This is a genomic window from Janthinobacterium sp. 35 (assembly GCF_002754575.1).
Lineage (GTDB): Bacteria > Pseudomonadota > Gammaproteobacteria > Burkholderiales > Burkholderiaceae_D > Janthinobacterium > Janthinobacterium tructae.
Genome location: NZ_PEFN01000001.1, coordinates 96,392 through 119,241, shown reverse-complemented (window position 1 = coordinate 119,241; position 22,850 = coordinate 96,392). Strand labels below are relative to the sequence as shown.

At 60.8% G+C, this 22,850-nt stretch carries 20 protein-coding genes and 1 pseudogene; 10 read left to right on the top strand and 11 right to left on the bottom strand.

The genetic code is table 11. The features are described 5' to 3' along the window. Nucleotides 1–2 precede the first annotated feature (2 nt). The 4 genes from CLU93_RS00545 to CLU93_RS00530 are packed head-to-tail and all read left to right on the top strand — an operon-like array spanning nucleotide 3 to nucleotide 4,301. Complete coding sequence (locus CLU93_RS00545) at nucleotides 3–275, top strand: flagellar biosynthetic protein FliQ (protein WP_034757874.1); 273 nt, start codon at nucleotides 3–5, stop codon at nucleotides 273–275. A 12-nt stretch (nucleotides 276–287) separates the two neighbouring features. Further along, on the top strand, nucleotides 288–1,088 hold the full coding sequence (locus tag CLU93_RS00540) for a flagellar biosynthetic protein FliR (protein ID WP_099759557.1): 801 nt from the start codon (nucleotides 288–290) through the stop codon (nucleotides 1,086–1,088). Continuing rightward, on the top strand, nucleotides 1,078–2,217 hold the full coding sequence (locus CLU93_RS00535) for an EscU/YscU/HrcU family type III secretion system export apparatus switch protein (RefSeq protein WP_099759556.1): 1,140 nt from the start codon (nucleotides 1,078–1,080) through the stop codon (nucleotides 2,215–2,217). Before CLU93_RS00540 ends, CLU93_RS00535 begins: the two co-directional genes overlap by 11 nt. Beyond that, a complete protein-coding gene (locus CLU93_RS00530) occupies nucleotides 2,214–4,301 on the top strand; it encodes a flagellar biosynthesis protein FlhA (RefSeq protein ID WP_099759555.1) in 2,088 nt (695 codons plus the stop codon). Before CLU93_RS00535 ends, CLU93_RS00530 begins: the two co-directional genes overlap by 4 nt. A gap of 69 nt (nucleotides 4,302–4,370) precedes the next feature. Here CLU93_RS00530 and CLU93_RS00525 read toward each other — a convergent pair whose 3' ends face one another. The 8 genes and pseudogenes from CLU93_RS00525 to CLU93_RS00490 all read right to left on the bottom strand — a co-directional run bounded on the left by CLU93_RS00525 (nucleotide 4,371) and on the right by CLU93_RS00490 (nucleotide 13,829). Next, the gene (locus tag CLU93_RS00525) at nucleotides 4,371–5,471 is read right to left on the bottom strand and encodes a hypothetical protein (RefSeq protein ID WP_180287769.1); all 1,101 of its coding nucleotides are present in this window, start codon (nucleotides 5,469–5,471) and stop codon (nucleotides 4,371–4,373) included. Nucleotides 5,472–5,569: 98 nt separating this feature from the next. Then, nucleotides 5,570–6,760 carry a flagellin N-terminal helical domain-containing protein gene (locus CLU93_RS28415; protein WP_257224810.1) on the bottom strand — a complete coding sequence of 397 codons (1,191 nt, stop codon included), beginning with the start codon at nucleotides 6,758–6,760 and terminating at the stop codon, nucleotides 5,570–5,572. A gap of 228 nt (nucleotides 6,761–6,988) precedes the next feature. Next, nucleotides 6,989–7,471 carry a tetratricopeptide repeat protein gene (locus tag CLU93_RS00515; RefSeq protein ID WP_143451680.1) on the bottom strand — a complete coding sequence of 161 codons (483 nt, stop codon included), beginning with the start codon at nucleotides 7,469–7,471 and terminating at the stop codon, nucleotides 6,989–6,991. 116 nt (nucleotides 7,472–7,587) lie between these two features. Continuing rightward, a complete protein-coding gene (locus tag CLU93_RS00510) occupies nucleotides 7,588–8,196 on the bottom strand; it encodes a class I SAM-dependent methyltransferase (RefSeq protein ID WP_099759553.1) in 609 nt (202 codons plus the stop codon). A gap of 148 nt (nucleotides 8,197–8,344) precedes the next feature. Next, a complete protein-coding gene (locus tag CLU93_RS28805) occupies nucleotides 8,345–8,881 on the bottom strand; it encodes an FkbM family methyltransferase (protein ID WP_180287768.1) in 537 nt (178 codons plus the stop codon). Continuing rightward, nucleotides 8,842–9,323: pseudogene (locus CLU93_RS00500) on the bottom strand (DegT/DnrJ/EryC1/StrS family aminotransferase); the annotation flags it as partial. The pseudogene CLU93_RS00500 and the gene CLU93_RS28805, both read right to left, overlap by 40 nt. Continuing rightward, nucleotides 9,320–11,890, bottom strand: a complete 2,571-nt coding sequence (locus CLU93_RS00495) for a tetratricopeptide repeat protein (protein WP_180287767.1) — start codon at nucleotides 11,888–11,890, stop codon at nucleotides 9,320–9,322. The pseudogene CLU93_RS00500 and the gene CLU93_RS00495, both read right to left, overlap by 4 nt. Before the next feature lie 262 nt (nucleotides 11,891–12,152). Further along, the gene (locus CLU93_RS00490) at nucleotides 12,153–13,829 is read right to left on the bottom strand and encodes an electron transfer flavoprotein-ubiquinone oxidoreductase (RefSeq protein ID WP_180287766.1); all 1,677 of its coding nucleotides are present in this window, start codon (nucleotides 13,827–13,829) and stop codon (nucleotides 12,153–12,155) included. Between the two features lie 251 nt (nucleotides 13,830–14,080). Here CLU93_RS00490 and CLU93_RS00485 point away from each other — a divergent pair, with 251 nt between their 5' ends. Further along, nucleotides 14,081–14,857 carry an SDR family oxidoreductase gene (locus CLU93_RS00485; RefSeq protein ID WP_034752351.1) on the top strand — a complete coding sequence of 259 codons (777 nt, stop codon included), beginning with the start codon at nucleotides 14,081–14,083 and terminating at the stop codon, nucleotides 14,855–14,857. Nucleotides 14,858–14,887: 30 nt separating this feature from the next. Here the strand turns inward: CLU93_RS00485 and CLU93_RS00480 are convergent, their stop codons facing one another. Beyond that, nucleotides 14,888–15,454, bottom strand: a complete 567-nt coding sequence (locus CLU93_RS00480; protein ID WP_099759549.1) for a LuxR C-terminal-related transcriptional regulator — start codon at nucleotides 15,452–15,454, stop codon at nucleotides 14,888–14,890. Nucleotides 15,455–15,601: 147 nt separating this feature from the next. Between CLU93_RS00480 and CLU93_RS00475 the strand changes: the two genes are divergently transcribed. Beyond that, a complete protein-coding gene (locus tag CLU93_RS00475) occupies nucleotides 15,602–16,300 on the top strand; it encodes a CoA transferase subunit A (RefSeq protein WP_099759548.1) in 699 nt (232 codons plus the stop codon). Between the two features lie 21 nt (nucleotides 16,301–16,321). Beyond that, nucleotides 16,322–16,972, top strand: a complete 651-nt coding sequence (locus CLU93_RS00470) for a CoA transferase subunit B (RefSeq protein WP_071077802.1) — start codon at nucleotides 16,322–16,324, stop codon at nucleotides 16,970–16,972. A gap of 50 nt (nucleotides 16,973–17,022) precedes the next feature. Here CLU93_RS00470 and CLU93_RS00465 read toward each other — a convergent pair whose 3' ends face one another. Both CLU93_RS00465 and CLU93_RS00460 read right to left on the bottom strand, forming a co-directional pair. Beyond that, on the bottom strand, nucleotides 17,023–17,433 hold the full coding sequence (locus CLU93_RS00465) for a DoxX family protein (protein ID WP_099764159.1): 411 nt from the start codon (nucleotides 17,431–17,433) through the stop codon (nucleotides 17,023–17,025). Between the two features lie 236 nt (nucleotides 17,434–17,669). Continuing rightward, a complete protein-coding gene (locus CLU93_RS00460; protein WP_257224809.1) occupies nucleotides 17,670–19,007 on the bottom strand; it encodes a dicarboxylate/amino acid:cation symporter in 1,338 nt (445 codons plus the stop codon). Nucleotides 19,008–19,233: 226 nt separating this feature from the next. Between CLU93_RS00460 and CLU93_RS00455 the strand changes: the two genes are divergently transcribed. The 3 genes from CLU93_RS00455 to CLU93_RS00445 are packed head-to-tail and all read left to right on the top strand — an operon-like array spanning nucleotide 19,234 to nucleotide 22,797. Further along, nucleotides 19,234–20,115, top strand: a complete 882-nt coding sequence (locus tag CLU93_RS00455; protein ID WP_099759546.1) for an alpha/beta fold hydrolase — start codon at nucleotides 19,234–19,236, stop codon at nucleotides 20,113–20,115. Nucleotides 20,116–20,161: 46 nt separating this feature from the next. Beyond that, on the top strand, nucleotides 20,162–20,512 hold the full coding sequence (locus CLU93_RS00450) for a RidA family protein (RefSeq protein ID WP_099759545.1): 351 nt from the start codon (nucleotides 20,162–20,164) through the stop codon (nucleotides 20,510–20,512). A 32-nt stretch (nucleotides 20,513–20,544) separates the two neighbouring features. Next, nucleotides 20,545–22,797, top strand: coding sequence for a RelA/SpoT family protein (locus CLU93_RS00445; protein WP_099759544.1), 2,253 nt, complete (start codon nucleotides 20,545–20,547; stop codon nucleotides 22,795–22,797). Nucleotides 22,798–22,850: the final 53 nt, after the last annotated feature.

Sequence of the window (22,850 nt, the reverse complement as noted above, 5' to 3'; positions counted from 1 at the left end):
CGATGTTTACCCCTGAAGTCGCCGTCGACCTGATCATCGAAGCGTTGCATGTCGTCATGCTGCTGGTGGTGATCCTGGTCGTGCCCGGTTTGCTCATGGGCTTGCTGGTCGCGCTGGTGCAGGCGGCCACCTCGATCAATGAACAGACCATGAGTTTCCTGCCGCGCCTGCTGGTCACCCTGTTGGCGCTGATCCTGGCCGGACGCTGGATGGCCGGTTACCTGATGGATTATTGCGTGTCCATTTTTCAGCGCGCGGCCACCCTGGTCGGATAGCGCCGCGCGCCCATGGATCAGATTTTCAATCAGGTGCTGCCGTTTCTGCTGGCCGTGTGGTGGCCGTTCTGCCGCATCCTGGCCATGCTCAGCGCCTCGCCCGTGATCGGCGACGGCGTCGTGCCCGTCACCGTGCGCATCTTGCTGTCGCTGGTGCTGGCGATCCTGATGCTGCCCGTGATGCAGGCCTCGGGCATCTCGCAGGACTTGTTGAAAATCGATCCGTTTTCGCTGTACGCCATCGTCGCTACCCTGGAGCAGGCCGTCATCGGTTTCGTCCTCGGCCTGGCCTTCCACTTCGCCATGTCGGTGATGTCGGTGCTCGGCTACCTGGTGTCGAGCCAGGTGGGTTTTTCCATGGCCGTCATGAACGATCCGCTCAACGGCACCTCGTCGGACGTGATCACGGGTCTGCTCACCATCATGTGCATGATCGTGTTTTTTGCCATCGACGGCCATCTGGTGCTGACGGGCGTGATCGGCGCCAGTTTCAAGGCCTGGCCCGTGGGGCAGGGCTATGCCCCGCTGCTGCTGCAGACGGTGGCCTACAACGTGGCGTGGATCTTCGCCGCCGCCATGCTGCTGGCCTTGCCCATCGTCTTTTCCACCATGGTGGTGCAACTGGGCTTCGGCTTCCTGAACCGCGTGGCGCCGTCGCTGAACCTGTTTTCGCTGGGTTTTTCCATGATTACCGTGTTCGGCCTGCTGATGCTGGCGCAGATCGTGCGCTTTATCCCGGAACACTATATTGCGATGACGAATCGCGTGCTGGACATGATCGCCGAACAGATGCGGGTGGCCCATGGCGGATAACAGCACCGGCGACAAGACCGAAAAGGCGTCACAGCAAAAGCTGAAGAAGTCGCGCCAGGAAGGGCAGGTGGTGCGCTCGCGCGACCTGTCGACGGCGCTGGGCATCCTGATCAGCATGAAGCTGTTCGTGTTTCTGCTGCCTTCTTATCTGGATACCTTCCGCGGACTGTTCGCCATGGCTTTCATGCCGCTCGACAGCAAGGGCGCGCTCGACAATGCCATGTCGATGGCGTTTACCACCTCGGTGGGCTTGCTGATCAAGATGATCGTGCCGCTGTTTTGCGTGCCCCTGTTTGTCGTGCTCGGCTCCTTGATTCCCGGCGGCTGGGTCATCAGCGGCAAGAACTGGATGCCGAAGATGGAGCGCCTGAGCCCGGCCAAGAATCTGGGCCGCCTGGTGTCGCCCAAGCATGGCTTTGAATTCGGCCTGTCCATCGCCAAGGCCGGCGTGCTGGGCATGGTGATCGTGCATGTCTGCCGTTCCAGCCTGACGCAGTACGTGGACTTGCAACACCGGCCCCTGCAGCAAGCCATGCTCGATGGCTCGGCGCTGATGCTCGACGGCTTGATGGCCCTCATTTCCGTCTTCATCCTGTTTGCCATCATCGACGTGCCAGCGCAGGCCTTCTTTTTTTCCCGCGACCAGCGCATGAGCAAGCAGGACGTCAAGGAAGAGCATAAAAGCAGCGAAGGCCGGCCCGAAGTGCGTCAGCGCATCCGCCAGTTGCAGCAGCAGATCGGCCGGCGCAGCGTGCGCAAGACCGTGCCCGACGCCGACGTGGTGATCGTCAACCCCGAGCACTACGCCGTTGCATTGAAGTATGACCAGGACCGCGCCGAGGCGCCGTTTGTCGTTGCCAAGGGCGTCGACGAGATGGCGCTGTATATCCGGCAAGTGGCGAAGGAGCACCATATTGAAACGCTGGAGTTGCCGCCGCTGGCGCGCGCCATCTACAACACCAGCCAGGTACAGCAGCAGATTCCCGTGCAGTTGTACCAGGCCGTGTCGCAGGTGCTCAACTACATACTGCAACTGAAAGCATTCCGGTCCGGGCAGCGTGCTGCCCAGCCCGTATTACCCACCGAGATGGCCGTGCCATCTCATTTGAGCGAGGTAGTCCCTTCATGAATTTCCTGAACCGCGTGGTTGCCGAAATGCGCCGCCACAAGTTCGCCACGCCGCTGTTCCTGCTGGTGATCCTGGCAATGATCATCCTGCCGCTGCCGCCGGTGCTGCTCGATATCTTGTTCACTTTCAACATCGTGCTGGCTCTGATCGTCATCCTGGTCAGCGTGTCGGCCAAGCGACCGCTCGATTTCTCCGTCTTCCCGACGGTGATCCTGGCCACCACCATGCTCAGGCTGACGTTGAACGTGGCGTCGACGCGCGTGGTGTTGCTGCACGGCCATACGGGCGCGGACGCGGCCGGTAAGGTGATCGAGGCCTTCGGTAACGTGGTGATCGGAGGTAACTTCGTCGTCGGTATCGTGGTCTTCGTGATCTTGATGATCATTAACTTCGCCGTCGTCACCAAGGGTGCCGAGCGCATCTCGGAAGTGTCCGCGCGCTTTACCCTCGATGCCTTGCCGGGCAAGCAGATGGCCATCGATGCCGACCTGAACGCCGGCCTGATCAACCAGGAAAAAGCCCAGTTGCGCCGCAAGGACGTGGCCGCTGAAGCCGATTTCTATGGCGCCATGGACGGCGCGTCGAAGTTCGTGCGCGGCGACGCCGTCGCCAGTATCCTGATCCTGATCATCAACATGGTCGGCGGCGTGGCCATCGGCTCGCTGATGCACGACCTGTCGTTCGGCGATGCTTTCCGTCAATACGCACTGCTGACCATCGGTGATGGCCTGGTGGCGCAGATCCCGGCGCTGCTGCTGTCGGCCGCGGCCGCCATCCTGGTGACCCGTATCAGCGATTCGGGCGACTTCGAACAGCAAGTGGCGGGTCAGGTGCTGACTTCGCCAACGGTGATCTTCAGCGCGTCCGGCATGATGGTGGCGCTGGCCTTGATTCCGGGCATGCCGTGGTTCATGTTCATGACCTTTGCCGGCGTGCTGGCCTTCGTGGCATGGCGCCTGACCAAGCGCGTGAAGGGGCCCGATACGGCCGACATGGCGGCCATCGAGGCGGCCTTGCGCGAGGACAAGCCTGCCGAGATGGAGTGGCAGCAACTGCCTGCCGTGCAGCCGCTGATGGTGATGCTCGGCTATAAACTGGTGGGCATGGTGGATAAAACACAAGGCGAACCCTTGACCAAGCGCGTCAAGGGCGTGCGCCAGAGCCTGTCCGAATCGATGGGCTTGCTGCTGCCGAACATCGGCGTGCGCGACGACCTGGCCCTGAAGCCGTCGCAGTATGCCATCGTGCTGTCGGGCACCGTGGTGGCGCAGGCGGAAGTGCAGGCCGACCGCCTGATGGCGATCCCGTCGCCGAACGTGTATGGCCAGCTCGATGGCATTCCCGGCATCGAACCGGCCTACGGCATGCCCGTCACCTGGATCGAGCCCGGTGAAAAGGCGCATGCGCTGGGCCTGGGCTACCAGGTCATCGAAGCGCCCAGCGTGATCGCCACGCACTTGTCGAAGATGGTGCGCGAATACTTGCCGGAACTGTTCCGCCACGAAGACGTCTCGAACATGATGGAGCGCCTGACGGCCTTGTCGCCCAAGCTGGCCGGCGCGCTGGACAAGGCCCTCACGCACACGCAAATGCTGCGCGTGTTCCGCGTCTTGCTGGCAGAAAACGTGTCACTGAAGGATATCGTGCCCATCGCCACTACCTTGCTCGACAGTTCGGAAACTACCAAGGATCCGATCCTGCTGGCGGCCGAGGTGCGCTGCGCGCTGCGGCGCCAGATCGTCAGCGGCCTGTTTGGCCAGAAGATGGAAATGCAGGCGTTTAACCTTGGTGGCGAGCTGGAAAACATGCTGCTCGGTTCGCTGAACCAGGCGCGCCAGTCCGGCAAGGTGACCCTGGATAATTACCCGATCGACCCGCACCTGCTGTCGCAACTGCAGGTGAACATGCCGGTGGCGCGCGAGCAGATGAAGCAGCAGGCCACGCCGCCGCTGCTGCTGGTGCTGCCGCAGATCCGTCCGCTGCTGGCCCGCTATGCGCGCCTGTTCGCGCCGGGCCTGCATGTGCTGTCGTATAACGAAATCCCGGAAAACCGCGAAGTGAGCATCATCGGCACGGTGGGATAAAATGAAAAACGGCGCTGCGGGCGCCGTTTTTTTATGCTGTATCAATTCTGTTGTATCAATCTTGCCGCATCAATCCTGCTCGTCGATGGGCGGCAGCAGCTCGTGCTCCTGGCCGTCGGCCAGCAGCAGCACGGTGCGGCCTTGCGCCGTTTCTTCCTCATCGCCATAGTCGTAACCGAGCGGTGCCGCCACTTCCTTCGAGACGATGATGGGCTCCTCTTCGGCTTCGGCGGCGTGTGCCGCAGGCGCTTCGGGATCGGCCGCCACTTCCGCTTCCGGCTGCGTCAGCAGCAGTGCCACTTCGGCCATGGCGCGGAACAGCGACAGCGACAGCGAGGCGGCGCCCGCCTGCATCGGGTAATTGCCATGCACGCGCTGCGCGTGCAACTGGCGGTTCAGGCGGCAGCGCAGCACGCGCAAGCCCGCGCGCCGCACGGCGGCGGCAATCTCGGGCAGGGCCAGGCGCAAGTGGCGCAGCGCGGCTTCCTCGTCGGCCGCCAGTTCCAGCAGCACGCCGTCGCCGGACGGTTCCATCTGGATCACCACCCGGCCGATGCCGGCAATCAGCAGTTCGACGCGCAGCGCCACCTTGCCGCGCCGCCTCGGCGTTGCCTCTTCGTCTTCGTCGCTGGCCAGCACGCGCAGCAGCAGGCGCTGGCCGCCCCAGCCATACACGGCAAAGCGCCACGCTTCGCTGTCGACCGTCAACGGTGGACGGGCACCTTCGCGCAGCAGGGCCGGTTGCTGCTCGGCCATGAACAGGTTGCCCGGCACATGCTGGCCGCGCGCCTGTTCCTGCAGGGCGGCGTATTGCTCGCCATACGTCTTGACCATCACGCGCCACGAGGCGGCCAGCTGCGCCGCGTCGGGCGGCTGCCAGACCAGCTGGCGCGTGAAGAACAGTTGATTGACCTGCATGGCGCTGCTGTCGCGCGGCATGGCGCCGCCCGTACCATCGGCATTCGGTTTGATCAGGGATGCCAGGCTATCCTGGCCTTTTTGCGCCAACTGGGCGGGCAGGGTGCCGGCGTCTGGCGCGGGTGCCATGTAGGGCCCGATGGGCACCAGCGGCTGCACCACGCCCGGTGTCATCGGCGTAGCAGGGCTGACGTCGAAGCGCTGGGTAATCAGGGGCAGGGGATTGCCTGCGGACACACGCTCTATCGCCATTGCTGCTCCTCCCGCATGGGATGAATAAAAAAAAGCCAACTGCTTGCGCAGTTGGCTCTGGTCGGCCTGACCTGAGCCAGGTCAGGACGCGCTTGCTATTATTGCAGCAGGGACATGACCATCGAGGACATGCTGTTGCTTTGTTTCAGCATGGCGGTACCAGCTTGCAGCAGCATTTGCGAAGCGGTCATGTTCGAGCTTTCGGTCGCGAAGTCGGTATCCATGATGCGGCCCGATGCACCCTGGGTGTTGGTGCTGACGTTGGCCAGGTTGGTGGCGACGTGGTCCAGGCGGTTACCAGCGGCGCCCAGTGCCGAACGGGCGGTACCGACGGCATCGATGGCGGTTTGCAGTTTGTCGATCGATGTCGATGCGGTGCCAACGCCGGTCAGTTCAGTGCCGGCGCTTGCCGAAGCTGCGCCGAAGCTGTTGTATTCTTTCGTGGCGCCGCCGATCGCGGCATGCATCGCGGTCAGTTGGGAAGACAGGTCGAAGCTCATCGATTCAGTTGTCGATGCGCCGATCTGGAAATCCAGATTACCTGCAAATTTGCCGTTGCCATTTGTTGCGGAGGTGAAGCTGGCGTCTACGGTGGCTTCATATGCAACGGATGCAGTGTATTTTGCGTTAGCAACATCGTACAGTTTGGTGGTATCTGCCAGCGTTTTGCCGGTGTCTACCAGATCTGTTGCCAAGGCTGCATCTGTTGGGTCTCCTTGGTAGGCGAGTAAGGCGGCGTCGTAAGCGGTTTTCGCTTCGTCCATGTCGAACTTCTTGCCGTCAGTTGCGCCAACGCCATCGGAGCCCATCACATCTGCTTTATTGATCTCCATGGTGTTTTTGGCATTTGCACTGTCTTGTGCAGTAGCCTGTTTCGACATCAGTTTCGCGCCAGCGAACGAGGTGTTGCCCAGAACGTTGCTCAGTTCGTTGGTCAGCGTGTCGAATTCAGCTTGCATGGCTTTGCGGTCGTCAGCCGTCGACGAACCGTCGGCAGCTTGCGTGGCCAGGTCTTTCATGCGAACCAGGATGTTGACGGTTTCGCCCAAAGCGCCGTCGGCGGTCTGGATCATCGAGGTGGCGTTTTGCGTGTTGCGCATAGCCATGGCCATACCGCTGGTTTGTGCTTTCAGGCGGGTTGCAATTTGCAGGCCGGCAGCGTCATCCATTGCCGAGTTGATGCGGTAGCCGGTGGACAGGCGCGTCATCGACGTCGACAGCGATTGTTGGGTTTTCGAGATCGACGATTGGGCGGACAGGGCCGCGGAATTGGTGTGAAGGCTCAGCATGAAAGATACTCCAGTTAGTTGGTTGCGTTTCGGAGCAGCATTTTTGCGCTCTCCCAAGTACAAGACGACCATTCCCTCAGGAAAATTAAATTCTTATGGGAAATTTTTTAAATTTATTTGGCCGTCAGGATTCGGATGGCCTTGCGCCAGCGCTTGCGCACGCGAAAAACTGGCATGCGCTTCTTCAAGGCGGGCCATTGCCTGCAGTACCTGGCCCAGGTCGTGATGTCATTGTGGGGCGTCGGGAACCAACGCGCGTGCCTGCCGATAGTGCGTGGCCGCGCCATCGAAGCGATGCTTCGGCCAACGTTGGCTCAAGCTCAACGCGCGCCGATAACATTCAATGGCGGCGCGGTAGTCGCCGGCATCCTGGCATGCATTGCCCGGGTTGCCATGTGCCTGGGCGTCTGCGGGACTGAGCTTTACCGCGCGTTGCAGCACCGCCAAGGCGTCCTTGTCCTGCGCTTGCAGAGCGGTGTCGAGGCAGACGTCAACCAGCCGGTGCAAAGCCAGATAATCAGATGTACTGGTGATGTCATGAGAATTCAGGCTTTCTGCCGTGATGCCTTCTTCTGCAAACCACCCCAGCAGCATGTTGCGGAACTGTTCACTGGGGATGGCGCTGACGACCATTCGGGCTTGCGGTACGGCACGCAGCAGCGCAGTACGCCAGCGTTCCGCTGCCGCAGAGCAGCAGATGGCTGGCGACATGCAATGCCCCCTGCATGTCGCAGCGCCGCATCAAGGCCGACAGTTCGGTGCCTGCAAGCTTGCTGCGGTACCAATTGACCCGGGTTGGTGGCTTTGCAGCGATTTTTTCTGTCATGTTATTGTGCGAGCAGGTACTTGAAGTTGTCATTCAGTATAAAGGCCAGCATGGTATTTTCAATATGGTTCACGGCATGGTCGCCACTGAAATCATCGACAAAGCGGGTAACGTCGCCATGGATCTTCGAGCGGTAGTCATGCCACAGGATAGCGGAGTCAGGCTTGGCCATGGCCAGTGCGTTGGCGGTATCGAGTGCCACCGTCTCGTCATCATGGCCGCCATCGATGAAGATGAAATCGAATTGAGAGCTCAATTGCTGCGCTTGTGGATCGAGCTTGCGGCTGTCCAGGTGCAGGCGGGTAATTGCGGACTGGACGTCGACTGGCGCGCGGTCGATATAGAACGCGCCTTTTTCCGCAAACTGGCGGCGCAGGTAATTGTCGTTTTCCGTGTCATTTTGCAGGATCAGGGCGGCCGTGTCGCCGCTGGCGGCGGTCAGGTCGATCTCGGCAGGCGGCAGCTCCAGCGTGGTGACATGGGAGCCGGGCGGTGCGTTGCTCGCCAGTAAAACCGAGGTGGCGCCCATGTAGGTGCCGAATTCAAAAAAAGTCTGCGCCCCGGTCAGCTTCGCAAGGCTGACCAGGATCGAGCTTCCCAGCAGCGTCATGCCACCGATGGCGCTGCTGGGGATGCTGACGCTGAACGTGATGTTTGCGTCGGGAAGGCTCGTTTCAACCTTCTGGAAAAGAACTTTGGGGCGTAGCGCGCTGACCTGGGGGCGCTGGTGGTGGTAGGCATGATGGGGCCTGTCATTGTTAAGCTGCTGATTCCGCCGGGGATTGAGCGGTATTGCGGCGTGGCACGAAGTACATGATCGTTTCCGACCAGCCCTGCGTGTAATGGCGCAAATACAGGTCGTAGTCCTGGCGGATGCTGGCGATATAGTCGGGGATGCGATGGAAATCGGCGGCGTTATGGTAGACGGAAATGGCCAGCTTGGGATGCTCGGCGCGGATATGGCGCTGGGAGCCGGCCAGGGCCTGCATTTCCCAGCCCTCCAGATCCATCTTGATGAAACTGACGGCCTGCGTGACGGCTAGGTCGAGGGTGGTTACCTCGATACTGCTCGAACCGGCCGCACTGACTGCGCTGGCCGAACCTGCATCCGGCGGCCTGGTCGGAAATACCTTGTTCGATGAAGCTGATGCCGTGCCGCTGCGCCCGGCGCGTTTTTGCGTCCTGCATGTTCTTCGCTGACGGTTCGAACAGGAACAGGAACACGGTCCGGTAGTCGGGATAGCGTTCGCAGAACAGCTCGGTCGTATCGCCGTCGAATCCGCCGGCGTCGACAAACACTTCGCCCGACAAGCACAGGAAGTCCTCGAAATGCAGTCACGGGCATGATGGCGGTGGTGCGTGGTGTGACCGCCGTTTCCATTTTCCTGGGGGCGATATTGAAGGTACCTGGTTCAATATCGACAAATACGCGCTTGATGCCATTCCATAGCAGGGAGTGCGCAGTGGCGACAAAGGAATATGGAGAGGTGATCACTTCGCCCGTGATACGCAGGGACTGCAAGGCGGTCATCAGCGCTAGGGTAGCATTGGTAAACAGCGAAATGTATTTCACGCCCAGATAATCGGCCAGGGCCTGCTCCAGTTGGCGATGGAAGGCCCACCGTTGGTCAGAATCTTGTTATTCCAGATCTGCTCCAGGTAAGGAATAAATTCCTCCAGGGGCAGCAGCGTGGGCTGTGTAATGTAGACAGGCGCATTTTTTTCTTCTTGGTTTATGGTTGCCCTTCCTCTTGCGGTTCCCCTACAATACCGCTACTTGTCGCTTCAAAACTTGCCGGCACCTCTCCCGCACACCAGCGTTGCCACATATGACGCAGGGCGACTTCCAGCCCCTGGGTAATCTTGTCGGGCCGCCCGCTGGCCGCGTTGCGCATCCGTTCGCGCATTTCCAGGCGAATGCCGGCAAGCCGGCCGGGATCGCTGGCGTGCGCCACTCCTTTGGCGAGGAACTCTTCTTCTCCGTGGGCGATGAAATCCTGCAATCCCGCATCCGACAGGATGGCGGCACTGGCGTAGCCTGGCAAGGTGGAACCCACCATGGTCAATGTGGGCACACCCATCCACAAGGCGTGAAAGCAGGTGGTGCTGCTGGTGTACGGGTAGGTGTCGAGGCAGAGGTCGACCTGGCTGTGCAATGCCAGGTAATCGTGCATATTGGTGTAGCCATGAAACGTCAGCCGGTCCGCGTCGATGCCCTCGCGGGCAAACCACGAACGCAGCCTGTCGCTGGCCTGCTTGTTGGGCATAGCCGCGAGCAGCATTTTTGCCTCTGGCACCATGCGCAACAATGCGGCCCAACGGGCGATAACACCACGGCTCAGTTTGCCAGCCCGATTGAAGCTGCCAAAAGTGATGTAGCCATTTTCGATCGCCGGTGCCGGGCTGATCGCAGGCGCTTCGGGAGATGGCAGAAAAGGCGCGGTAGCAGGCAAGCGCACCAACTTCTCGGTGAACTGGTTGTCAAGCTCACCGGGCGGTGAAAAATAGCGATCCGTCAGAAAATAATCCATCGCCTGCAAGCCTGTGGTGCCTGGGTAACCGATCCAGCTGAGCTGCAGCGGTGCCGGCTTGCGCGCAAAAGTGGGCAGGCGATTGAAGCCGGTATGGCCCGACAGGTCGATCAGGATGTCGATCGCGTCACTGGTGACCAGTTGCGCCAGCTCCGCATGGCTCAGTTTTTCAACCTGGCGCCAGACCGCGAACAGGCCGTGCAGGTGCCGGCTGACATGGTCGTCGTGAAAGCTGTTGGCGTAGGCCACGATTTCCACTTGCCGGGATTGACTCAAGCATTCGAGGATGGGCGTGATGAAATTTGCCACCGGGTGGTTGTGCAGGTCGGCTGAAACAAAACCGATGCGCAGCGTGCGCTCGGGATCACGTACATTGGTATGCTGCGGCCAGGAGGCGCGCAACGGCGCCTCGAAATGCTCGGCATACTTCAGGTGTTCGGCAAACAGGGTGGCCGCGTCGATGTCCTGGCTATGCGTCAGGTAGAACAGCAGGTTGCTGTGCAATTCATCCCAGTCCGGGTTGATCTTCAGTGCTTTGCGGCAATGCACGATGGCTTGGTCGATACGGCCCAGGCGGCTCAATGCGTCACTGATATTGACATACGCCCTGCGGTGATGCGGATCGAGTTTGACCACGGTTTCAAAACTGTTGACGGCTTCGCTCAGGCGGCCCATCTCCATCAGGCAAGTGCCCAGGTTGACATGCGCGGCGGTCGATTTTGGCCCCAGCTTCACGGCGCGCCGGCAGCTTTCCAGCGCGGCTTCGCGCTGTCCCATATCGTTTAGGGCGGCGGCGATATTGCTGTGGGTGACAGGATTGTCCGGTGCCAGCAGGGCCACTTGCCGGAAGGACGCCAGCGCCGCCTCCAGTTGGCCGTCTTCCTGCAGGGCCATGCCGAGGTTGTTGAGGGCGTCGATATTATTGGGTTCCAACAGTAGCGCCGCCTGGTAGATGGCGATGGCCGGCTCCTTGCGCCGGGTTTCACGCAACAGGTCGGCGTAATGCAGCATGGGTGCGGCGAGCGAGGCGTCGAGCGCGATCGATTGCCGGTACGCGCTTTCGGCCTCGGCCGTTGCGCCGAGCGCATGCAAGCTGCGCCCCAGGCCATGGTAGTGAGCCGCGTTTGCCGTCGGCAGCGCCGTGGCGTTGCGATAGCTGGCCGCCGCCTGCGCATTGCGATCCAGGCGGAACAGCACATTGCCCATGCCGCCATGCGCCATGGCGTTTTCAGGATCCATTTCCAGCGCTGCCGCATAGCTTTGCAGTGCCGCATCGGGCCGGTTCAGGGCGACGTGCACGTCGCCCAGCTTGCGATGAATGTCGGCTGCGCCCGGTTCCAGTGTCAGCGCCTGGCGATAGCTCGACTGCGCCAACTGAAATTGTTGCTGCGCCACCAAGACATCGCCCTTGCCACGATGCGCCATGGCCAGCGCGGGATCGATGTCCAGCGCGCCGCCATAGCATTCCCCGGCTTCCTTCAGATGCCCTTGCGCTTGCAGCACGTCGCCCAGGCGGCTGAGCGCCTCGGCAAAGGCTGGCGCCAGTTCCAGGGCGCGCATGAAATATGGCATGGCCAGGTCGGGATGGCCGCCATCCATATGGGCATTGCCCAGGTGAAGATGGGCTTCGGCGTCGTCGGGTGCCAGTTCCACCGTCTTCTGCAGGGCCGGCAAGGCGTCCTTGCCCTGCAGCCGCAAGGCCATGCCCAGCACGCTCCAGGCCAGCGCCGACATGGGGCAGGCGTCCACCATGGCGCGTGTCGCCTCCTCCATCTGGAGTTGCTCACCGCTTTCATACAGGCGAACGATGTGATCGATTTCCTGTTGACTCGGCTGTTGAACGTCGCTCGGCGGCGATGTTGCGGGATCGGTAGCGTGCATGAGAGGAGGGGAGAGTGTATGCCACCTTCGATTGTAACGGTTGGCAGTGCTTTGTAGAAACATCTTCTTCAGAAAGTTCAGTTTGAAAAAAATGGCGTGAACATCTTGCGACGTCCACGCCATTCTACCTCGCTGCTTGCCAGGAATCAGTAGCTTACATATTCGGATAATTCGGTCCGCCGCCGCCTTCCGGCGTCACCCACACGATGTTTTGCGTCGGGTCCTTGATGTCGCAGGTCTTGCAGTGCACGCAGTTCTGCGCATTGATCTGCAGGCGTTCGGCGCCGTCGTCATTCTTCACGAACTCGTACACGCCGGCGGGACAGTAGCGCGCTTCCGGACCCGCATACATGGCCAGGTTGACGTCGACGGGCACGCTGGCGTTCTTCAACGTCAGGTGGATCGGCTGGTCTTCCGCGTGGTTGGTGTTCGAGATGAAGACGGACGACATTTTGTCGAAGGTCAGCTTGCCATCGGGTTTCGGATACACGATCTTTTTCGACTGGGCCGCAGGCTTCAGGCATTCGTGGTCGCCATGCGTGTGGTGCAGGGTCCATGGCGCCTTGCCGCGGAAGAGCATCTGGTCGACGGCCGTCATCACGCTGCCCAGGTACAGGCCTTTCGACAGCCAAGGCTTGACGTTGCGCGCCACGTGCAGCTCTTCATGCAGCCAGGATTGTTCAAACGCGACAGGGTAGCTGGACAGTTCGTCGTGCTGGCGCTGTTCGCCCAGCGCGCCGAAGGCCGCGTCCGCCGCCAGCATGCCGCTCTTGATGGCGGCGTGGCTGCCCTTGATGCGGCTCATGTTCAAAAAGCCCGCATCGCAGCCGATCAGCGCGCCGCCGGCAAACACCAGTTTCGGCAACGATTGCAGGCCGCCGGCCGTGATCGCGCGCGCGCCGTACGAGATGCGCTTGCCGCCTTCGAAGAATTTGCGGATTTCCGGATGCGTTTTATAGCGCTGGAATTCCTCGTATGGCGACAGGTAGGGATTTTCGTAATTGAGGCCCACCACATAGCCGACCATCACCTGGTTGTTTTCCAGGTGGTACAGGAAGGAGCCGCCATAGGTCTTCGCGTCCAGCGGCCAGCCGGTCGAGTGGATCACCAGGCCCGGCTTGTGCTGAGCCGGGTCGATTTCCCACAATTCCTTGATGCCGATGCCGTACGATTGCGGATCCTTGCCGGCGTTGAGGTCGTACTTGGCCATCAATTGCTTGCCCAGGTGGCCGCGCGCGCCTTCGGCGAACAGGGTGTACTTGGCGTGCAATTCCATGCCCAGCTGGAAGTCGGGACCCGGTTCGCCATCGCGCTTGACGCCCATATTGCCGGTCGCCACGCCTTTCACGGAGCCGTCGTCGTTGTAGAGGATTTCCGCGGCAGGGAAGCCGGGGAAGATTTCCACACCCAGGTTTTCCGCCTGCTGGCCCATCCAGCGCACCACATTGCCCAGCGAGACGATGTAGTTGCCATGGTTTTCAAAGCAGGCCGGCACGGCGAAGTTCGGCGTTTTGTACGCTTTGGTTTCCGTCAGGAACAGGATGCGGTCTTCCGTCACTGCCGTGTTCAGGGGCGCGCCCAGTTCTTTCCAGTTCGGTATCAGTTCGGTCAACGCTTTCGGGTCCATGATGGCGCCGGACAGGATATGCGCGCCCAGTTCGCCGCCTTTTTCCAGCACGCAGACGGACACTTCCTGGCTCTTTTCAGCGGCCAGCTGCTTCAGGCGGATGGCCGCCGCCAAGCCTGCGGGGCCACCGCCGACGATCACCACGTCATACTCCATGGTCTCGCGCGGTCCGTACTGTTCAACTAAGTTATTAGGCTGTGTCATGGTCTCGATTGTTAGTCACTAAATGGGTGGGTGAGGAATCTTCGAATAAATTTAAGCACGAGTGTGCTTGTTTTTGGCGAGGATTGCAACTTTGGCGCCATTTTGCGTGACATTGCCCCTCGCCGCAATCTAAATCCGGCCATTTTGTGTAATGATGGCGTTTACCTTTGCTCAAGTGTGACGCAGGGTATTTTGCCCCTGTGCCAGTGGCACGGTGTAAAGTGTTATCTAAAACAAAACAGGAGTAGCTCGTGGGCATAGAAGTCAATTTCGAGGGCAAGATTGCCCTGATTACCGGCGCATCGAGCGGCCTCGGCGCGCGCTTTGCGAAAGTGCTGGCCCAGGCGGGCGCGCAGGTCGTGCTGGCGTCGCGCCGCACCGAACGCCTGAAGGAATTGCGCGCCGAAATCGAAGCCGATGGCGGCGCCGCGCACGTGGTGTCGCTCGACGTGACCGACTTCGCCAGCATCAAGTCGGCCATCGCGCATGCGGAAACGGAAGCGGGGCCCATCGATATTCTCGTCAACAATTCCGGTGTCTCCACCACGCAACGTCTGGTCGACGTCACGCCCGAAGATTACTCGTTCGTGATGGACACCAACCTGCGCGGCTCGTTCTTCGTGGCCCAGCAGACGGCCAAGCGCATGATCGCGCGCGCCAAGGGTGACCCGAAGAAACAGCACCGCATCATCAATATCGCCTCGATGGCGGGCTTGCAAGTGCTGCCGCAGATCGGCGTGTATTGCATGAGCAAGGCAGGCATGGTGCACATGACGCGCGCCATGGCGGTGGAGTGGGGCAAATATGGCATCAACACCAACGCCATCTGCCCCGGCTACATTTCCACCGAGATCAACGAAGATTACTTTGCCACCGAGCAGGGCAAGAAGCTGATCGAGATGCTGCCGAACAAGCGTCCGGGCAAGCCGGAAGATCTGGACGGGCTGCTGCTGCTGCTGGCGGGCGAGGATTCGCACTTTATCAACGGCGCGATCATTTCCGCAGACGGTGGCATGAGCACGTTTTAATCCCCGCGTTGAAACCGGCAGTTGCGGCCCCTAGCGCTGCAGCTGCAGTCCCACCAGCTTGTGCACCAGTTCGGATGAGGTCGCGGCGGCGAATTTGCGCATCAGCTTGGCGCGATGCATTTCCACCGTGCGGGGGCTGAGGTCGATCTGGCGGGCGATGACCTTGCTGGTCTTGCCTTCCACCAGCAGGGCGGCGATTTCGCGCTCGCGCGGGGTCAACTGGGCCGTCACGGGACGTTTCTCGCTGACATCCTCGAACGTCCAGATGCCCGCTCCCAGTGGCTGGCCCGGCAGCATGGCGTGGCCCGTGACATGGCACCAGAACAATTCACCATTACTGCGGCGCATGATGCGCTCGTCCGAATAGCGGCCCTTGGTGTTCATGATGGGGATGATGCGGTCACCCGTGCGCAGGAATTCGTCGTGCGTGGGGTAGAGTACTTCGAAGGACTGGTCGTCGAGCTGGGCGCGCGCATAGCCGAACATGGATGCCAGCGCCTCGTTGCAGCTGCGCATGATGCGGTTTTCCGACATGCACATGCCCACGGGCGCGTGCAGGAAGATGCTTTCATAATCGATGGCTGACGCGGCGTTCATCTGATACGTATCACTCTCACAGGGGGATTGCTGGCACGGCGCCGGTAGTTCTACGGTATTGTACTTTCCACTCGCGTATTTTATGCTGAGTCGCTGCCTGAGTCATGGACTCAAGACCAAAGCTTAACAAAAGATAGAGGGACACTCATGAATAAAGTTTATCCTGACGCCGCCTCGGCGCTGGCCGGTATCGTCCAAGATGGCCAGACCATCGCCGTCGGCGGCTTCGGCCTGTGCGGCATTCCCGAAGCCCTGATCGCTGCCTTGCGCGATTCGGGCGTGACGGGCCTGACGGCCATTTCGAATAACGCCGGCGTGGACGGCTTCGGCCTGGGCCAGCTCTTGACCACGCGGCAGATCAAGAAAATGATCGCCTCCTACGTGGGCGAAAACAAGGAATTCGCGCGCCAGTACCTGGCCGGCGAACTGGAACTGGAATTCACGCCGCAAGGCACCCTGGCAGAGAAACTGCGCGCCGGTGGCGCCGGCATTCCCGCCTTCTTCACCAAGACGGGCGTGGGCACCATCGTTGCCGACGGCAAGGAACTGCGCGAATTCGATGGCGAACAATACGTGATGGAACGCAGCCTCGTAGCTGACGTATCGTTGGTGAAAGCCTACATGGCCGACCGCGCCGGCAATTTGGTTTACCGCAAGACGGCGCGCAATTTCAACCCGAACGTGGCCATGGCCGGCAAGATCACCATCGTCGAAGTGGAAAAACTGGTCGAAGTGGGCGAAATCGATCCGGATCAGGTGCATACGCCGAGCATCTTCGTGCACCGCATCGTGGTCAACGCGAACCCGGAAAAACGCATCGAGCAGCGCACCGTGCGCGCCGATTAAATACAAGATTGGGAGATGATTATGGCTTGGACACGTGACGAAATGGCCGCGCGCGCGGCAAAGGAATTGCAGGATGGCTTTTATGTGAACCTGGGCATCGGCTTGCCGACCCTGGTGGCGAACTATGTGCCGGACAATATGGAAGTGTTTTTGCAGTCGGAAAACGGCTTGCTGGGCATCGGCCCGTTCCCCACCGACGCGGAAGTCGATGCCGACCTGATCAACGCCGGCAAGCAGACGGTGACGGCCTTGCCCGGCGCCGCCTACTTCAGCTCGGCTGACTCGTTTGGCATGATCCGCGGTGGCAAGATCAACCTGGCCATCCTGGGCGCCATGCAAGTGTCGGAAAAGGGCGACCTGGCGAACTGGATGATTCCAGGCAAGATGGTCAAGGGCATGGGCGGCGCGATGGACCTCGTCGCCGGCGTCAAGCGCGTCGTCGTGCTGATGGAGCACGTGGCCACGGCCAAGGATGGCACGACGTCGCATAAATTGCTGAAACAGTGCGACTTGCCGCTGACGGGCGTGGGCGTGGTGGACGTCATCATCAGCGACCTGGGCGTCATCGACGTGACGGAAAACGGCTTGAAGCTGGTGGAACTGGCGCCGGGCGTGACCAAGGAGCAAGTGCAGGCGGCCACGGGTGCAGAACTGGACGTTTCGGCCGTATAAATGGCTTGTTGTATGGAATGAAAGGGCGGACAGCGATGTCCGCCCTTTTTTTATGCGCCCGCCTTGCCGCGCAAGCCGTCCAGGCTGTAGGCGCCGGCGCCCGCAGCGGCGAAGTACAGGAAGGTGAAGCAGTACATCACGGCCATTTCGCCGCCGTTCAGGATCGGCAGGAAACCGTTTGGCGCGTGCGCCATGAAATAGGCGGCCGCCATCTGGCCCGACAGGATGAAGGCGACGGGGCGCGTGAACAGGCCCACCAGCAGCAAGCTGCCGCCGACCAGCTCGATGACGCCGGCCGCGCCCATCACGGACAACAGTTGCAAGCCATCGAACATGGCCACATGCGGCGCGCCGAACAGTTTTGCCGTGCCGTGCTGCAGGAAGAGGAAACCGAGGATGATGCGAAGCAGGCCCAGCAAGCGTGGGGACCAGGTGGCGTAGAGGGCGGGCGAGAGGGACATGGCGTACTCCATTTAAAAAGTGGATGGTTCGGTGTCAGGCTTGCATTAACGCAATGTCATTATGCGGGAGCCTGGCGGCGAACAGGTGACAGCACTGTAATGGTTTTTTATTCATTGATCATCATGATAAATATTGATGCATGATTTACTGTTGGTTGATGATGCGATCAAACTTGCGCGCAATGCAAAAAGCCCCGAGGATCGCTCCGCGGGGCTTTTCAATATTGACTTACCGCTTACTTGACGATATTCACGCTCGGTGCGACGTAGGCGTCGTCGGTCGGGTGGGTGGGATTGGCCAGCTCGCTGTGCAGCTTGTCCATGTCCAGTTCTTTTTCCCATTTCGACACGACGATGGTGGCCACGCCGTTGCCGACAAAATTGGTCAGCGCGCGGCATTCGCTCATGAAGCGGTCGATGCCCAGGATCAGCGCCATGCCGGCCACGGGAATCGTCGGCACCACGGCCAGGGTGGCGGCCAGGGTGATGAAGCCGGCGCCCGTGATGCCGGACGCACCTTTCGAGGTCAGCATCGCCACGCCCAGGATGGTCAGTTCCTGCCAGATGGTCAGTTCCGTGTTGGTCGCTTGTGCCACGAACAGGGCTGCCATGGTCATGTAGATGTTGGTGCCGTCCAGGTTGAACGAGTAGCCGGTAGGCACGACCAGGCCGACCACCGGTTTCGAGCAGCCCAGGCGCTCGAGTTTTTTCATCAGGGCCGGCAGTGCCGATTCCGACGAGCTCGTGCCCAGCACGATCAGCAGTTCTTCCTTGATGTACAGCAAGAAGCGGCCGATGGAGAAGCCCGTGTACCTGGCGATCAGGCCCAGCACGACGAAGACGAACAGGAAGCAGGTCAGGTAGAACGAACCCATCAGTTTAGCCAGCGGGATCAGCGAAGCCAGGCCGTATTTGCCGATGGTGAAGGCCATCGCGCCGAACGCGCCGACGGGAGCGACTTTCATGATGATGTTGACCATGCCGAAGATGGCATGCGACAGGTCGTCGATCAGCTTGGTGACCGGACGGCCGCGCTCGCCCAGCAGGGACAGCGAGAAGCCGAACAGGATGGCGATCAGCAGCACTTGCAGGATGTCGCCCTTGGCGAACGCATCGACGAAGGTCTTCGGGATGATGTTCATCACGAAGTCGACGGTGCTCATGCCTTCGGCGTGCGTGTATTGCGCGATCGACTTGGCGTCCAGGTGGGCCGGATCGGCATTGAAGCCGGCGCCTGGTTTGAGGATGTTAGCAACCAGCAAGCCGATGGCCAGCGCGAAGGTGGAGACCACTTCGAAGTACAGCAGCGCCTTGCCGCCTACGCGGCCGATTTTCTTCACATCCTGCATGCCGGCGATGCCGGAGACCACGGTACAGAAGATCACCGGGGCGATGATCATCTTGATCAGTTTGATAAAGCCGTCGCCCAGCGGTTTCATGTCGACGGCGTTCGATGGGTAGAACACCCCCAGCAGCACGCCTGCCACGATGGCGAACAGCACCTGGACATACAGGATTTTATAGAATGGTTTTTTCACGAGTGGTCTCCTCTTGCGGGTTGATGCTGCGATCATCCGCCCATTGCCGGGCCGGCTCAATTGTGGATAACCGCAGATATGCAGTTTCGCTATATCGGGTATTGCGCCATGGCGAAGGTGCCAGTGCTGTGCTGCGGCGCAGCATTTCAGCCGTGCGCTTGGAGCATTGCCCGCGCTGCGCTACACTGCCGTAGCGTCGCGCGCGGGACATCCCTTGGCAGGCAGAAAGCGGTGCTCTTTTTATATCAAATAAGGAAATCGCATGATCGAAGCCAGCATCAAGTCAGTGCAATGCATCTCGCCGGCGGGCTTGCACCGCATGTCGTATAAAGAGTGGGGTGCGCCCGATAATCCGAACGTGCTCGTCTGCGCCCATGGCGTGACGCGCGTGGCGGACGACTTCGACAACCTGGCACGCGCCATGGCCAGCGATTACCGCGTCATTTGCCCCGACGTGGTCGGGCGTGGGCGCTCGGGCTGGCTGGCCAATCCCCAGTTTTACCGCGTACCGCAATATGTGAGCGACATGGTGACCCTGCTGGCGCGCGTGCTGGCCAATGGCGAGCGCCAGACGGTGGACTGGTTCGGCACCTCGATGGGCGGCTTGATCGGCCTGGGCCTGGCATCGTTGCCCAACAGCCCGATCAGCAAACTGGTGCTGAACGATATCGGCCCGACCCTGGCGCCGGAAGCCTTGCAGCGCATCGGCGACTACATCGGCCAGGACTTGCGTTTCGAGACCTTCGAGCAGGGCGCCAGGTTTGTGCGTGACGTATCCGCCAGCTTCGGCCCGCACACGGACGCGGAATGGCATAAACTGGCGGTGGATGTGTTGCGTCAGGATAAGGATGGCCATTGGCGCCGCCACTATGATATGGGCCTGGCCATGCCGTTCCGTTCGGCCACGCCGGAATCGGCGGCCAGCGACGAAGCCATGCTGTGGGCCGCGTATGATGCCGTGCGCTGCCCCACCTTGCTGGTGCGCGGGTCGGAGTCCGATTTGCTGTCGCACGCGACGGCGCAGATCATGCTGGGCCGGGGCCCGAAGGCGCAGCTGGTGGAAATCGCCGGCGTGGGCCATGCGCCCACCTTCGTGCACGACGACCAGATCGCCATCGCGCGCAAGTTTTTGCTGGACAAGTAATCATCAGTAACGCTGTACAGATTTTGAAACAACCGAAAGAAGAAGCATGGAAATTACACGATTGCACGTAGGCAAGCGCCTCTCCGAAGTAGCCATACACAACAACACCATCTACCTGGCTGGCCAGATCGCCGAAGACACGACGCAAGATATCGTCGGCCAGACGCGCGAAGTGCTCGGCCATGTCGACCGTTTGCTGGCGGAAGCGGGCAGCGACAAGACCTGCATCCTGTCGTGCCAGATCTACATCGCCGACATGAAAGACTTCGATGGCATGAATGAAGTATGGGATGACTGGGTCGCGTCAAGCCACACCCCGCCGCGCGCCACCGTCGAGGCGAAGCTGGCCAATCCGGCGTGCCTGGTTGAAATCGTCATCATCGCTGCAGAGCGCTAGGTTATTTAGTTTTTCAGTTTATAAGGCAATACATGGTTTCCATCTCGGCCCCGAATAGCGTCACCTCGGAACAACTGGTAGAGGGCTTGAGTGCGCCGGACAGCGCGCGCGTGCTGGACGCGTTCGCGTATGCCACCGAAGCGTATGGCGACAAGCAGACCTTTGCCGGCCGTTCTGCGCTGGAATTCGCCATCGGCGTGGCCACCACCCTGGCTTTCCTGCGCAGCGATGCGGAAACGCGCATTGCCGGCCTGATGTTCGAGCTGACCCTGCTGGAGCCGGATACGGCGGCCGATATCGAGCCGCGCTTCGGCAAGCAGGTGTGCGACCTGGCGACAGGCGTGCGCCAGCTGATCCGTTTGCGCGCGCTGACCCAGGCGCAGCACGGCAGCGCTGCCGGTCGCGGCAAGAATGCGGCGCAGCAAGCCGTGGCCCAGGTGGAAACCTTGCGCAAGATGCTGCTGGCGATGGCGTCCGACATGCGTGTCGTGCTGGTGCGCCTGGCCGCTTGCGTGACGACCTTGCGTTACTTTGCTGAACTAAAACTGTTCAACGAAATGACGCGCGAATACGGCAAGGAAACGCTGGATTTGTACGCGCCGCTGGCCAACCGCCTCGGCATCTGGCAGCTGAAGTGGGAACTGGAAGATTTATCGTTCCGCTTCATCGAACCGGAAGCGTATAAACGCATCGCCAAGATGCTGGAAGAAAAGCGCATGATGCGCGAGGGCTTTGTTTCCTCGGCGATTCTGCGCCTGCAGACGGAACTGGCCTCGGCCGGTATTCAGGCGGAAGTGTTTGGCCGCCCGAAACACATTTACAGCATCTGGAACAAGATGCGCGGCAAGGAACTCGATTTCACGGCCCTGTACGATGTGCGCGCCTTCCGCGTCATCGTTTCCGACGTGAAAACTTGCTACACGGTACTGGGCGTGGTCCACAATATCTGGACCCCCATCCCGAAAGAATTCGACGATTACATTTCGCGGCCGAAACCGAATGGGTATCAGTCGCTGCACACGGTGGTGACGGCCGAGGATGGCCGCCCGCTGGAAGTGCAAATCCGCACCAATGAAATGCACAGCTTTGCCGAATACGGCGTGGCCGCGCACTGGCGCTACAAGGAAGAGGGCGGCTCGAACTTTGCGGGCCAGAAATACGACGAAAAGATCGCCTGGCTGCGCCAGTTGCTGGCGTGGAAGACGGAAGTGGCCGACGCTGTCGTGGGCCAGGAAGAAATCCAGCGCGAATGGGTGGAAAAGCTCAAATCGGCCACCCTGGACGACCGCATCTTCGTCATGACGCCGCAGGCCAGGGTGCTGGAATTGCCCGTGGGCGCCACGCCCGTCGATTTTGCCTATCACCTGCACACGGACGTGGGCCACCGCTGCCGCGGCGCCAAGGTCGACGGCATCATGGTGCCCCTGAATACGCAATTAAAGAATGGCCAGACCTGCGAAATCATCACGGCCAAGGGGGCGCCGGGTACGGCCGGTCCATCGCGCGACTGGCTGGGCGCCGGCTACGCCGTCAGCACGCGCACGCGCTCGAAGATCCGCGCCTGGTTCCACGCCATCGACATGCAGGAAACCCTGGCCCACGGCCGCGCGCTGGTGGAAAAATCCCTGCAGCGCGAAGGCAAGACGGCTGTCAATCTGGAAGCGCTGGCGCAAAAGCTGGGCTTTGCAAAAGTCGACGAGCTGTTCCTGTCGGTGGGCAAGGATGAATTCAGCCTGCGCCACGTGGAGCAGGCGCTGCACGACAATGGCGAAGTGGTGGTGCCGGAAGACGCCGTGCTGGTGGGCAAGAGCCGCGCTTCCAGCGTGGAGCAGGGCGCCAAGTCTGGCGTGCTGGTGGTGGGCACCGAGGGCTTGATGACGGTGCTGGCCAAGTGCTGCAAACCGGCGCCGCCGGACAGCATCGTCGGCTTCGTCACGCGCGGCAAGGGCGTGTCGATACACCGCGCCACCTGCAAGAATTTCGAGGAAATGCGCGCCAAGGCGCCCGAGCGCGTGATTTTTACCGAGTGGGGCAGCACGGGCGTGCACGACACGGTATATCCGGTCGACGTCTTCATTCTCGCCGGCGACCGCCAGGGCTTGCTGCGCGACATCTCCGAAATCTTTTCGCGAGAGAAAATCAACGTCATCGGCGTCAACACCCAAAGCGCCAAGGGCCAGGCCCGCATGACCTTTACGGCCGAGATCAGCTCGACGGCGCAGTTGTTGAAGGCGCTGAATGTGATCAAGGATGTCAGTGGGGTGCTGGAAGCAAGACGCAGTTAATCTTGTTCAACCCAAGAGCAGAGGCTGGGGTCGTACCCTAAGGGTACGACCCC